Annotated in this window: 12 protein-coding genes; 5 read left to right on the plus strand and 7 right to left on the minus strand. The window is 67.4% G+C overall.

Annotation, left to right across the window (positions count from 1 at the left end):
- Window positions 1–65 precede the first annotated feature (65 nt).
- The 3 genes from gmk to AC6LJ9_RS28660 are packed head-to-tail and all read left to right on the plus strand — an operon-like array spanning window position 66 to window position 3,263.
- The gene (gene gmk / locus AC6LJ9_RS28650) at window positions 66–698 is read left to right on the plus strand and encodes a guanylate kinase (RefSeq protein ID WP_212314786.1); all 633 of its coding nucleotides are present in this window, start codon (window positions 66–68) and stop codon (window positions 696–698) included.
- A 44-nt stretch (window positions 699–742) separates the two neighbouring features.
- Window positions 743–946, plus strand: a complete 204-nt coding sequence (rpoZ, locus tag AC6LJ9_RS28655; protein ID WP_006219679.1) for a DNA-directed RNA polymerase subunit omega — start codon at window positions 743–745, stop codon at window positions 944–946.
- Between the two features lie 22 nt (window positions 947–968).
- On the plus strand, window positions 969–3,263 hold the full coding sequence (locus AC6LJ9_RS28660; RefSeq protein ID WP_498150190.1) for a RelA/SpoT family protein: 2,295 nt from the start codon (window positions 969–971) through the stop codon (window positions 3,261–3,263).
- Window positions 3,264–3,412: 149 nt separating this feature from the next.
- On the opposite strand, the gene AC6LJ9_RS28665 is transcribed toward AC6LJ9_RS28660, so the two are convergent.
- Window positions 3,413–4,882 carry an N-acyl-D-amino-acid deacylase family protein gene (locus tag AC6LJ9_RS28665; RefSeq protein ID WP_498150191.1) on the minus strand — a complete coding sequence of 490 codons (1,470 nt, stop codon included), beginning with the start codon at window positions 4,880–4,882 and terminating at the stop codon, window positions 3,413–3,415.
- 152 nt (window positions 4,883–5,034) lie between these two features.
- On the opposite strand from AC6LJ9_RS28665, the gene AC6LJ9_RS28670 reads away from it, so the two are divergent.
- The gene (locus AC6LJ9_RS28670) at window positions 5,035–5,931 is read left to right on the plus strand and encodes a MurR/RpiR family transcriptional regulator (RefSeq protein WP_498150192.1); all 897 of its coding nucleotides are present in this window, start codon (window positions 5,035–5,037) and stop codon (window positions 5,929–5,931) included.
- On the opposite strand, the gene AC6LJ9_RS28675 is transcribed toward AC6LJ9_RS28670, so the two are convergent.
- The 6 genes from AC6LJ9_RS28675 to glnH form a co-directional block, all read right to left on the minus strand.
- Window positions 5,904–7,271 carry an amidase family protein gene (locus AC6LJ9_RS28675; protein WP_498150193.1) on the minus strand — a complete coding sequence of 456 codons (1,368 nt, stop codon included), beginning with the start codon at window positions 7,269–7,271 and terminating at the stop codon, window positions 5,904–5,906. The two genes, AC6LJ9_RS28670 and AC6LJ9_RS28675, sit on opposite strands and share 28 nt — an antisense overlap.
- Window positions 7,261–7,476: a hypothetical protein gene (locus AC6LJ9_RS28680; protein WP_498150194.1), complete on the minus strand. Its 216-nt coding sequence runs from the start codon at window positions 7,474–7,476 to the stop codon at window positions 7,261–7,263. Before AC6LJ9_RS28680 ends, AC6LJ9_RS28675 begins: the two co-directional genes overlap by 11 nt.
- A complete protein-coding gene (locus AC6LJ9_RS28685; RefSeq protein ID WP_498150195.1) occupies window positions 7,473–8,816 on the minus strand; it encodes an MFS transporter in 1,344 nt (447 codons plus the stop codon). Before AC6LJ9_RS28685 ends, AC6LJ9_RS28680 begins: the two co-directional genes overlap by 4 nt.
- Before the next feature lie 312 nt (window positions 8,817–9,128).
- Window positions 9,129–9,857, minus strand: coding sequence for a glutamine ABC transporter ATP-binding protein GlnQ (glnQ, locus tag AC6LJ9_RS28690; RefSeq protein WP_103274546.1), 729 nt, complete (start codon window positions 9,855–9,857; stop codon window positions 9,129–9,131).
- Window positions 9,854–10,510: a glutamine ABC transporter permease GlnP gene (glnP, locus tag AC6LJ9_RS28695; protein ID WP_103274547.1), complete on the minus strand. Its 657-nt coding sequence runs from the start codon at window positions 10,508–10,510 to the stop codon at window positions 9,854–9,856. The genes glnQ and glnP overlap by 4 nt, the downstream gene beginning before the upstream one ends.
- A gap of 167 nt (window positions 10,511–10,677) precedes the next feature.
- Window positions 10,678–11,424, minus strand: coding sequence for a glutamine ABC transporter substrate-binding protein GlnH (gene glnH, locus AC6LJ9_RS28700; protein WP_498150196.1), 747 nt, complete (start codon window positions 11,422–11,424; stop codon window positions 10,678–10,680).
- Between the two features lie 172 nt (window positions 11,425–11,596).
- Between glnH and AC6LJ9_RS28705 the strand changes: the two genes are divergently transcribed.
- On the plus strand, window positions 11,597–12,631 hold the full coding sequence (locus tag AC6LJ9_RS28705) for a C45 family autoproteolytic acyltransferase/hydrolase (protein ID WP_498150197.1): 1,035 nt from the start codon (window positions 11,597–11,599) through the stop codon (window positions 12,629–12,631).
- The last annotated feature ends 36 nt before the right edge of the window (window positions 12,632–12,667 follow it).

Below are 12,667 nucleotides of genomic sequence, written 5' to 3' on the forward strand. Positions count from 1 at the left end.
CGCCCCTGCCGCGCCGCGCGATTTGTTATTCTTGCGGTCTCGGCATCACACGCTCGTCACAATTCATGCACGCCAATTCCGGAAACGTCTTCATGGTCGTCGCGCCCAGCGGCGCGGGCAAATCCAGCCTGGTCAGGGCCCTGCTCCAGCAAGACCCTTCCATCCTGCTCTCGGTTTCCTGCACCACGCGCGCGCCGCGTCCCGGCGAAGAAGACGGTCGCGAATACCGCTTCGTGGCGGTCGACGATTTCAAGCGCATGCGCGACGAACAGGCCTTGCTGGAATGGGCCGAAGTGCATGGCAATTTCTACGGCACGCCCCGCGACCGCATCGACGCCGCGACCCGCGAAGGACGCGACGTGCTGCTCGAGATCGACTGGCAGGGCGCGCGCCAGGTCAAGCAGCGTTTTCCGGGCGCCATCGGCATTTTCATCCTGCCGCCGTCGATCGAGGAGCTCGAAGCCCGGCTCAAGGCGCGTGGCCAGGACGAGCCGCAAGTCATCGCGCGCCGGCTCATGGCGGCGGGCGGTGAAATCGCACACGCCCCGGAATGCGAATATGTTATTATTAATCAAGAATTTAGCGTGGCCCTGTCGGAACTGACCCAAATCGTCAGCGCCGCGCGGCTGCGCTTTTCGTCTCAGGCCGCCCGCCACGCTCCGCTGTTCGCGCAGCTCGGCATCCCGGCGGCGCACTGAAACGCACGCATTTCCTTCCATTTCCATCAGCACCAGGTGTCCTAATGGCTCGCATTACTGTCGAAGACTGTCTGAACCAGATCCCCAACCGTTTCAAGCTCACGCTGGCCGCGACCTACCGCGCCCGCGAGCTGGCGCAAGGCCACGCCCCGCGCCTGGACAGCAAAGACAAGCCCACGGTCACTGCGCTGCGCGAAATCGCGGGCGGCCTCACCGGCGTGGAAATGCTCCGCAAAGTTCCGACCTGATACTCTCCGGGGGGCGGCACGCATGGCTTTTCCCGGGCTGAAGTACGCTTCATCAGGTCTGCTCGCCGCCTTGCGCGCCGGATCCCGTCTGGGACGGCGCACGGGCAAGAAGGACAAGACCCCGCCTCCACCGCCTTCCGTCGCCGCCCAGGAGGCGGCCGACGCGACGGCCTCTCCCGTCGCCTCCCTGGCTCCGCTGACCGAGATCATCGGCAGCTATCTCGACAAAAAAGATGTAGAACGCGTGCGCGAAGCCTACCGCTTCGCCGACCAGGCGCATCTGGGCCAGTTCCGCGCCAGCGGCTCGCCCTACATCTCGCATCCCATCGCCGTCACTGAAATCTGCGCGGGCTGGAAGCTCGACGTCAACGCGCTATCGGCCGCGCTGCTGCACGACGTGATGGAAGACCAGGGCGTCACCAAGACGGAGCTCGCCGAGAAATTCGGCCCCGAGGTCGCCGAACTGGTCGACGGCCTGTCCAAGCTGGACCGCCTGGACTTCGCCACCAAGGCCGAACAGCAGGCCGAGAGCTTCCGCAAGATGCTGCTGGCGATGGCGCGCGATGTGCGTGTCATCCTGATCAAGCTGGCCGACCGGCTGCACAACATGCGCACGCTGGACGCGGTCAACCCCGAAAAGCGCCGCCGCATCGCGCGCGAGACGCTGGATATCTATGCGCCCATTGCGCATCGTCTGGGCCTGAACCTGCTGTTCCGCGAACTGCAGGACCTGTGCTTCGCGGCCATGCACCCGAACCGCTACCAGGTGCTGTACAAGGCCGTGCTGGCCGCGCGCGGCAACCGTCGCGAAGTCATCAGCAAGATCGCCGACTGGGTGCGTGCAGCCCTGCCCGCGGCCGGCATCGAGGCCGAGGTCACCGGCCGCGAGAAGACCCTGTTCGGCATCTACCGCAAGATGGTCGACCAGAAAAAGTCCTTCTCGGACGTGCTGGACATCTACGGTTTCCGCGTCATCGTCCACACCCTGCCCGAGTGCTATCTGGCGCTGGGCACGCTGCACCAGCTGTATCGCCCGGTGCCGGGCAAGTTCAAGGACTACATCGCCATTCCCAAGGTGAACGGCTACCAGTCCCTGCACACCACGCTGGTCGGCCCCTACGGCACGCCCGTGGAATTCCAGTTCCGCACCCGCGACATGCACCATGTGGCCGAAGAAGGCGTGGCCTCGCACTGGCTGTACAAGGGCGCCGACCTGACCCTCAACGACCTGCAGAAGCGCACCCACCAGTGGCTGCAATCGCTGCTGGACATCCAGAGCCAGACCGGCGATTCCGGCGAGTTCCTGGAGCACGTCAAGGTCGACCTGTTCCCCGACGCGGTCTATGTGTTCACCCCGCGCGGCAAGATCATCTCGCTGCCGCGCGGCGCCACGCCGGTGGACTTCGCCTACGCCATCCACACCGACATCGGCAACCAGGCCGTGGCCGCCAAGGTCAACGGCGAGTTCGTGCCGCTGCGCACCGAAATGAGCAGCGGCGACACGGTGGAAATCGTCACCTCGCCGGCTTCGCGCCCCAACGCGCAGTGGCTGAACTACGTGCGCACCGGACGGGCTCGCTCCGAGATCCGCCACTACCTGCGCACCGTCAAGTACGAGGAATCGGTCGCCTTCGGCGAACGCCTGCTGGGCCAGGCCATGCAGGAGCTGCGCATGCCGCTGCCCGCCACCGACGATCCCGCCTGGCAGAAGCTGGCGCGCAGCACCGGCGCCAGTTCGCGCGAGGAAATCCTGGCCGACATCGGCCTGGGCAAGCGCCTGGCCGCCGTGGTCGCGCGCCGCTTCGCGCCCGAGCACCAGCTGGTCGCCACCACCGCCGCCGCGGTGGACGAGCTGACCTCGGCCCGCAGCGCGCCCATCCTGATCCAGGGCAACGAAGGCCAGGCGGTGCAGCTCGCGCCCTGCTGCGGCCCCCTGCCCGGCGACCCCATCATCGCCGGCATGCGCATGGGCCACGGTCTGGTCGTGCACACCGCCGACTGCCCGGTGGCCATGCGCCAGCGCCTGCGCGAACCGGAACGCTGGATCAATGTGGGCTGGGACACGCACACGGCCAAGCACCTCGCCACCCGCCTGGACATCGTCACGCGCAACGAGCGCGGCGTGCTGGGCCGGCTGGCCGCCGAGGTCACGGCCGCCGACGCCAACATCGTCCACGTCACGATGCACGACGATGCGGTTGCCACGGTGTCGCTGCACCTGACCATCCAGGTCGACAGCCGCAAGCACCTGGCCCAGGTGATCCGCGCCATCCGCCACGTGCCGCAGGTGCAGAAGATCGTCCGCGTGAAGGGTTGACCCACCCCCGAAGCACTGCGCGCTTCCCCCTCAAGGGGGCATGTCTACGGACCGGCGGAGCCGGATCCGTGACATCCCGATTGGGGGGTACCTGTTTTTGTTGCGGTCTGCTTTCTATTGCGCACTGATTACTTGGGTGGTCCCGCCGTTCAGGCGGGGCTTGCCGCGCGGCGCAGTACCTGGCCTGTACGGGCGGATAGCGTCTGGCGGCCGTCCCAGGTCTGGCTGCCGTTGAGCCATACGCCTTCGATGCCCTCGCTGACCTGTATCGGGTCTTCGAAGGTGGCGCGGTCCTGGATGCGGTCGGGGTCGAACAGGACCAGGTCGGCGTGGCAGCCGGTTTCTATTCGGCCGCGTTCCTGCAGGCCGTATTGCTGAGCGGCCTGGCCGGTCATCTTGTGGATGGCCTGTTCCAGCGTCATCAGGCCGGACTCGCGCACCATCCGTGCCAGGATGTGCGGGAAAGTGCCCCACTGTCGCGGATGCGGGCGCGGATCGAATGGCAGGCCGTCGGAGCCGAACAGGGTCAGCGGGTGGCGGGCGATGCGTTCCACGTCGCCCGGGTCCATCACGAAATAGATCGCGGCGGCCGGCTTCAGCTTTTCCAGCAGGCCGGCTTCGTCCAGGCCCAGCGTGGCCATCAATTCGTGGAAGTCGCGCCCGCCAGCTTCCGGATAGCCCTTGGACCAGGTGATCATGGTGCGCGACGACTGGCTGACGCGGTCCAGCCGCAGCATGGTGGATGTGGCCGGATACGGGTGGCAGTCCAGGCATAGCGGCTGCGAGCGCGCGGCCTCGGCCAGTATTCCCAGCGTCTGCTCGGACCGCCCGAAGTTGCGCTTGCCCGCGACCTTGTGGTGCGAGAACACCACCATGCAATCCAGTGCGCGGCCAACCCGCAGGGCTTCCTCGATGGACGCGACGATATCGTCCGTTTCGTCGCGCAGATGCGTGGAGTAGATACCGCCCAGCCGCTTCAGCGGCTCGCAGATCGCGATGATCTCCGCCTCGGAGGCCGCGGCCGCGGGCGGATAGAAGGTGCCGGTGGACACGCCGAACGCGCCGGCGCGCAGCGCCAGTTCAACCTCGCCGCGCATGGCGTCGATTTCCTGGGGCGTAGCGGCCCCCGACACGTCCCGCATGGCGCGAACCCGCAGCGTGGAATGCCCCACCAGCGGCACCACGTTGACGTTGGCCGGCTGATCCCGCAGCGCGTCCAGCCATGCGCCGAAGGTCTCGAAGCGGAACAGCGCCGGCGGTCCCATCAGGTCCAGCGGCTGCGGCGGATCGGCGTGGACCAGCGGCGCGACGCTGATGCCGCAATTGCCGGTCACCACGGTCGTGATTCCCTGTGACACCTTGGGCTTCATGTCCGGATGCACCAGCAGGTAGCCGTCGTCATGCGTATGGGTATCGATGAAGCCTGGCGCGAGCACGCGCCCGTCCGCCTCGATGAGCCGATCGGCGCGCCAGCCGTCCAGCTCGCCCACCGCCACGATCCTGCCGCCGGCGACCGCCACGTCCGCGCGGCGTCGCGACGCGCCGGTTCCGTCGACCAGCGTTGCCCGCCGGAACAGCAGCTCCGCTTCCAGATGCTGACCCGCCACCTTGTTTTCCATGCCTACCTCCTTCATTCCGCCGCCTCGTTGGCTGCCGGTCCTTCAACTTGCGCGTCGCTACAACGCGATCCTAAAACATCCCGTCCTCGCCGCAACACGGGCGGCCGGGCCTATGCAACAATCGTTTCACGCTCAATCCCGCGACCCAGACCATGCCCCCATCACCCGCCAAGCCGCCCCACTCCCTGGACGCCCTGCTCGCCGCGCTGCGCGAGCAGTTCGGCGAGCTCAGCGCCCAGCTGCAAAGCGGCGCGCGCCATCTGCTCGATCATCCCAGCGAAGTGCCGCTGCTGTCGATGCGCAAGATCGCGGCGGACGCCGGCGTGCAGCCGGCCACCCTGGTGCGCCTGGCCCAGCACCTGGGCTATGACGGCTGGCAAAGCCTGCGGCTGGTCTTCGTCGATGCGTTCCGCGGCGGTCCGCAGCCGTATGCGCAACGCGCGCAGAAGCTGGTGCGCGAAAGCGGATCCGACCGCATGCTGGAAACCATGTTGCAGGCGCAGCACCGCAACCTGGAGCAGACCGGCGCCGCCAACGCCAAGCCGCTGTCGCAGGCAGCCGCCATCCTGGCCGGCGCCAGCACCGTTCACGTGGCCGGATTCCGCTCCAGCTACCCGATCGCCTTCGGCTTTCACTACCTGTACCGTCTGTTCCGCGATTCCGTGCACCTGGTGCGCGGCGACGCCGGCACGCTGGAAATGGATCTGCGGGCCCTGAAGCCGGACGATGCGGTGGTCATGGCCAGTTTCGCGCCCTACTCGCAGGAAATCGTCCGCGTCGCCGAGGCCGCGCGCCGCGCGGGCAGCAAGGTCGTCGCGCTGAGCGACAGCGTGGCGGCGCCGATCGCGCTGCAAGCCGACTGCACGCTGGTGTTCTCGGTGGACAGCCCGTCCTTCTTCCCGTCGATCAGCGCCGGCATGGCGCTGGTCGAAGCGCTGGTGCAGCAACTGCTGGCGCAGGAAGGCAAGGGAGCGATCAAGACCCTGAAACAGGCGGAAGAGCAGTTGCACCGCAGCGGCGCCTACCTGCCGTCCGCCGGCCGCGGCTGAACGTGAAAGCCGCACACGCCCTCCTCTTCCAGGCGCATGGCCGCGGCCAGGCATGAGGCCTCGCCTCCAGGCGGGCCGATCAACTGCACGCCCAGGGGCATGTCCGCGCCCGGCACGGCCACCGGCGCCGCGACGACGGGCAGGCCCGCCAGCGACACCGGCCGCGTCATGTGCCCCGCGTCCGCGCGCGGCGCATAGATGCGCCCCTGCTCGCCGACCAGGCGTTCGGCGCCGATCGGCGGCGCGGCATACGGCGTGGCGCAAGTCAGCAGCAGGTCCACGTCCTCGAACAGGGCCTGCATGCGCGCGCGCCACACCTGCCTCCAGGCCTGCGCGGTCCGGTACCAGCCATCCGGCACGGCAAGGCCGGCCAACATCCGCTGCCTGACCATCGCGCTGTAGCCGGCATGACGCCCGGCAAAACCATGCCGCATGTGATTGCGCGCGACCTCGTAGGCGGAAATGATGCTGGCCGCGTCACGCGCGCGGTCCACATCCGGAAGGTCTATCATGCGCGCGGACGCGAAAGCGGCCGCCACGCGCAGCACCGCGTTCCAGGCTTGCGGCTCGGCATGCTCCGCGAAGCCGGCCCGCAGCACGCCAACCCGCAGCCGGCCCCGGCCGCCAGTCTCGGCTTCCGGCGCCGGGCCGCTCAACGCCTGCCAAGCCAGGGCGAGGCTGCCGGCATCCGCGGCCATCGGCCCCGCCGCGTCCAGGCTTTCCGCATAAGGAAAACATCCTCGCGTGGACAGACGGCCAGTGCCCGGACGCAAGCCCCAGATGCCGCAGAAGGCGGCAGGCGCGCGAATCGAGCCATTGGTGTCGGAGCCCAGGCCCAGCGGGACCACGCCGGCCGCGATCGCGGCGGCCGTGCCCGCCGATGAGCCGCCCGTGATCCTCGAAGGATCCCGGGGATTGCGCACCGCGCCGCCGATCACATTCTCTCCCGTCGCGCCGCAGGCATACTCGTCCATGTGCGTCAGGCCGATGGGCACCGCGCCGGCCTCCAGCAAGGCCCGCAGCACGGCCGCATCCTGTGCGGCGGGCGCGTCCGCCTGCCGTGGCGCCGCGCCGGCCAGCGTGGGATGACCGCGCAGGTCGAACAGGTTCTTGGCCACGAACGGCACCCCGGCCAGCGCTGGCATGGCTACGCCCGCTGCCCGCCGGCGGTCCAGGGCCCGCGCCGCCGCCAGCGCCTCGGTCTCCAGCACGCGCGAGAACACATTGAAGCGCTGCGCCGCCATTGCCCGCGCCAGACAATCCGCCACGATCTGTTCGGCGCTGCGCCTGCCGCTCAAGAATGCATCGTGGATCGCCGCCGCGCTACGCTCAGACGCCATGGTTGTCTGCCTCCTTGGAATCGACGCGCGCCGATTCCTCCAGGGCCTGTTCCAGCGCCAGGACCATGCGCCCCATGTTGCGCACCAGATCGGCCGCCGCCCCGGCATCCTCGGCGGGCACCGCGCCCTCCAGGCCACGCAGCACGACATCCACCCTGGCCTGCGGACCCGACGACGGCAGCGGATCCACCAAGGCCGGCGTCATCGCAGCGCCCCCGCCGCCATCAGGCGCTTCGGGATCGCAAGAATCAGCAGCGCCGCCGCCAGCATGAGCGCGGCCAGCACCAGCACCGCGATCGAGATGCTGCCGGTCCATTGCTTGACGCCGCCCATCAGCACCGGGCCGATCAGCCCGGCCAGGCTGGCGGCGCTGTTGATCAGGGCGATGCCGCCGGCGGCGGCGGTGCCGGCCAGGATGCGGCCCGGCAGCCCCCAGAACATGGCCAGCGTGGCCATCAGGCCGGACACGCCGATGGTCAGGAACACCATCGCCGCCACCGTATTGTGCGGGAACAGCGTGCTGGCCCACATGCCCGCGGCCGCCACCAATATCGGTATCGCCGTGTGCAGCCGGCGCTCGCCGCTGCGCTCGGCGTGCGCGGCATTGCGGTTCATCACGACACAGGCCACGCCGTAGGGAATCGCCGTCAGGAACGCGATCTCCAGCGGCGACTGCATGCCGGTCGACTGGATGATGGTGGGCAGCCAGAACACCAGCCCGTAGTTGCCGATATTGAACAACAGGCAAATGGCCATCAACATCCACAGGATCGGGTTCTTCAGCGCATCCACGAGACGGCTGCTCTTGCGCGCGTTCTCGGCCGACAGCGCGCCGCTGACGGCCGCCGCCTCCTCCGGCGTCAGCCACGCAGCGGCCTGCGGCGATTCCGGCAGCATGCGCAGCACCAGCAGTCCCAGCAGGATCGCCGGCAAGGCTTCCAGCAGGAACATCCACTGCCAGCCTTGCAGGCCATGCAGGTCATGCGTGCCCGTCATCAGTGCGCCCGAGATCGGCCCGCCCAGCACCATGCCCAGCGGCATGGCCAGGAACAGGATGGACATGATGCGCGCCTGGCGATCCGCCGGATACCATTTGTTCAAGTACATGACGGCTGCCGGGAAGAATCCCGCCTCGGTGACGCCGAGCAGGAAGCGCGCCACGTAGAACTCGGTGGGCGTCGTCACCAGCATGGTGCCCGCCGACACCAGGCCCCACAGGATCATGATGGCCGCCATGCAGCGCCGCATGCCCAGCTTGTAGATCAACAGGCTGCTGGGCACCTGGCACAGCATGTAGCCCCAGAAGAAGATCCCGGCGCCGATGCCGTAGACCACGTCGCTCAAGCCCAGCGCCTGCTGCATCTGCAGCTTGGCGAAGCCGACGTTGACGCGATCCAGGTAGCTGAAGAAGTAGCACAGGACGATGAACGGCACGATGCGCCGGGTCACCTTGGCGTAGGCGGACGCCGCCCGTTCCGCGTTGGCCGGCGCGGTCGCGCCCATGCCCATGGTTCCTGCTTGCCCAGCGTTGCCGGCGATGCTCATGTCACGCTCCTTTCCCCATAGTCAGCCATGCGCGTGCATCCGATCGCCGCGCCATGGTCAGGAACGCATCGTAGAATTCATGAAACGTTTGATCTATAGGTAGATACCATGAAACATACGATTCAAAAATATACGGGCAGGCGTGCGCAACCCGACGCCCCGGATCGCGAGCCGTCAAGGACAGTCAGAGGGAACAGCCCGAGAGGATGGACGGAACCGCCCTTCATGCGAGGGCCTCAATGAAAAAGAGCGGACGATGTCCGCTCTTTCGGGTGCGCAGCCGCCGGCGCAGGCCGGCGTCGGCGGCAATGCTCAGGCCACGTGCTGCAGGAAATCCCGCAGGCGCTGGCTGGGCGGATTGCCCAGCAGTTCCGTGGGCGGACCGTCATGGGCCACCTTGCCGCCGTCGATGAAGATCAGCCGGCTGCCGACCTTGCGGGCAAATTCCATCTCGTGGGTCACGACCACCATCGTCATGCCCTCCTCGGCCAGGTCCTTCATGACCTTCAGCACTTCGTGCCGCAGCTCCGGATCCAGCGCCGAGGTCGGCTCGTCGAACAGCATCAGCTTGGGCTTGATCGCCAGCGCGCGGGCGATGGCCACCCGTTGCTGCTGGCCGCCCGACAACTCCGACGGATAGTGGTTCATGCGTTCGGCCAGGCCGACCTTGCCCAGCAGTTCCTGGGCCAGCTTGCGCGATTCGTCCCGGCCCATGCCGCGCGTGTGGACGGGCCCGAACATGACGTTCTCCAGCGCCGTCATCTGCGGGAACAGGTTGAACTGCTGGAACACCATGCCGGCCTCGCGCCGGATCTCGCGCACCTGGGCCGCGTCGCCCTTCACGCTCAGGCCGTCGACCAGCAGGTCGCCGCCGTTGATGGTCTCCAGCACGTTGATGCAACGCAGGAAGGTGGACTTGCCCGAGCCCGACGGCCCGACCACCACCACGACTTCGCCCGCGTCGATGTTCAGTGAAATGTCGTTCAGCACCAAGGACTCGCCGAAGCGCTTGGTGACGTTGTGGAATTCAACCATGCTCATAGTATGCGCATCCTCTTTTCCAGCAGGCGCAGGCCCAGCGCCATCGCACCGGTCAGGATCAGGTAGACGATGGCCACCGCGGACCAGATCTCGACCGCGCGGAAGTTGGCGGCCATGATTTCCTGTCCCTGCCGCGTCAGCTCCGCCACGCCGATCACGATGAAGAGCGAGGAGTCCTTCAGACTGATGATGCACTGGTTGCCCAGCGGCGGGATCATGCGGCGGAACGCCACCGGCCCGATGATGTGCAGCAGGATCTTGTGGAACGGCAGTCCCATGGCCTGCCCGGCTTCCTTCAGGCCCTTGTGCACGGACAGCAGCGATCCCCGCACGATCTCGGAGATATAGGCGCCCGAATTGATCATCAGCGTGACGATGGCCGCCCATTCCGCGTCCACCCGGATTCCGGCCATGATGGGCAAGGCGAAATAGATGAACATCACCTGCACCACGATGGGCGTGCCGCGGATGACGGCGACGTACACCTGGGCGATGCCGGACAGGATGGGATGCCCGTAGGCCCGGACCACGCCGGAAAGCGCGCCGAGCAGGAACCCGCCGAACAAGCCCCAGAAGGTGATCTTGACGGTCATCAAGGTCCCTTCGAGCAGGTTGGGCAGCGCGTCCCGGATGACTGACCAGTCGAATTCCACGATTTCCCCCTCAGGCGCCCATGCGCGCCGCTACCAGGCGGGGATGCCGGCCAGCGCCGGGCGGCTCGGAGCCGCCCTTCGCCGGATCCGGCCGTCCCGCAGGAAACGACCGGATCGAACCGCTGCCGGGCAACCCCGAACTACCGAAAAGCCAAACGCGGCAATGCTCAGGGCTTCTTGCCGAACCACTTGGTGTAGATGGCGTCGTACTCGCCGTTGGCCTTGAGCGTGGCGAGCGCCTTGTTCACCTGCGGGACCAGATCGCTGCCCTGGGGGAAGGCGATGCCGTAGAAGTCGCCGCTCTTGACCGAGCCCACCACCTTCACGCGACCCTTGCCGGCGGTGTTGGCGTAGTACTGCACGTTGGGCGTGTCATGCACAGCGGCGTCGACGCGACCCGTGGCCAGCTCGAGATAGGCGTTGTCGATATTGGGGAACAGCTTCAGCTTGGCGTCAGGCACCTGGGCCTTCAGGAAGTCCACCGTGGCGGTGCCAGTCTTGACGGCGACGGACTTGCCGGCCAGGGACTTGGCGTCCTTGATGTCGGTGTTCTTGTCGCCGACCAGGATGGCCAGGCCGCTTTCGTAGTAGGGATCGGAGAAGTCGATGACCTTCTTGCGGTCGTCGCGGATGGTGATGCCGGCCAGCGCCACATCGATGTTCTTGGTCTGCAGGCCCGGGATGATGCCGTTGAAGTCCATGGGCTGGAGCTTGTACTGAAGCTTGAGCTCCTTGGCGATGGCCGCCCACAGGTCCACATCGAAGCCGGTATAGGTATTGCCCTGCTTGAACTCGAAAGGCACGAAAGCGGTGTCGGTGGCCACGACCAGTTCCCTGGCCTGGGCCGACGAGGCGGCGCCGAACATGGCTACGGACAGGCCGACCAGCGCGGCGGCGAACTTGCGTTTGATCATGTAACTCTCCTCTTGGGGGACACTCGAGGCCCCCCGGGTTTGTCGTCGGGGCATGATTCCTGGGGCAGCGCCGGGATCGCCGGCACAACGCATTGGCGATCTTAACGCATCCGTCCCCACCCGCCAGAGCTTAGAAAAATTACAATCCGCATGACACCCCGGAGAATCCCCCATGCCATACAAGCATGTACGCATCGCCGGCACGCGCCGGCAGGTTGGACAGGCGCTGGGCAAGCTGGCGCGCCCGCTGATGTCCGCCTACCTGGACCAGAGCGAGACCTGGGAAACGCTGCGCCCATGGCGCGGGCATCCCTACCTGGACGCGCTGGCGGCGCAGGCCAAGGCGGCGCTGCCAGCCGTATGGGAGGAATTCGAAGGACTGGCCGAGGGCCTGGACATGCCGCTGGCCGACGCGCTCCTGTGGAACTGTCGCGGCGACCTGCTGCACAAGACCACCGACGGCTGCACCTCGGCGGCCCTGAAGTCGGCGGATGGCGCGCGCTGGATCGGCCACAACGAAGATGGCGACCCCTATCTGTATGGCCGCTGCCACCTGGTGGATGTGGCGCTGGATGACGCGCCCGGCTATCTCGGCTTCTACTACCCCGGCTCGCTGCCGGGCCATACCTTCGGCGCCAACCGCGCCGGACTGGTCCAGACCATCAACAACCTGCGCGCGCGCCAACGGCATGAAGGCGTGCCGCGCATGTTCCTGGCGCGCGCAGCGCTGGACTGCGCCACGCTGGAAGAGGCCGTGCAGCTGCTGCGCGCCACGCCCTGCGCCGGCGGCTTTCATCACACGCTGGGCTCGGCCCAGGATGCCAGGCTGTTCAGCGTGGAAGTGCTGCCCGGCGATGTCTCGATCCAGGAGATCGGCGCGCGCTACGGCCACGCCAACCACATGATCCACGCCGACACCGCCGCCCTGCCGCAGGTCGTCACCGACTCGTCCCGCGCGCGCCAGCACCGCATCGAAGGCATCGTCGACAGCTGGTCGCCCGCGACCGACGGCGCCGAGCTGCTGAGCGCGCTGCACGACACCGAGGGCGAATTGCCAATCCTGCGCACGGACCGCGACGACCCGGACGGCGAGAACACGCTGGCCACCGCCGTGTTCGAGATCCGCGATGGCGAAGTCACGCTGCGCGTGTACGACCGCAAGCCTCGCGCGGACATCGCGCTGGACGTGATGAACGATCCGGAATAAAAAAGACGCCGCTCGCGGGAAGCCTGACGCTTCCCG

This window comes from Achromobacter sp. 1011811831, assembly GCF_059760905.1.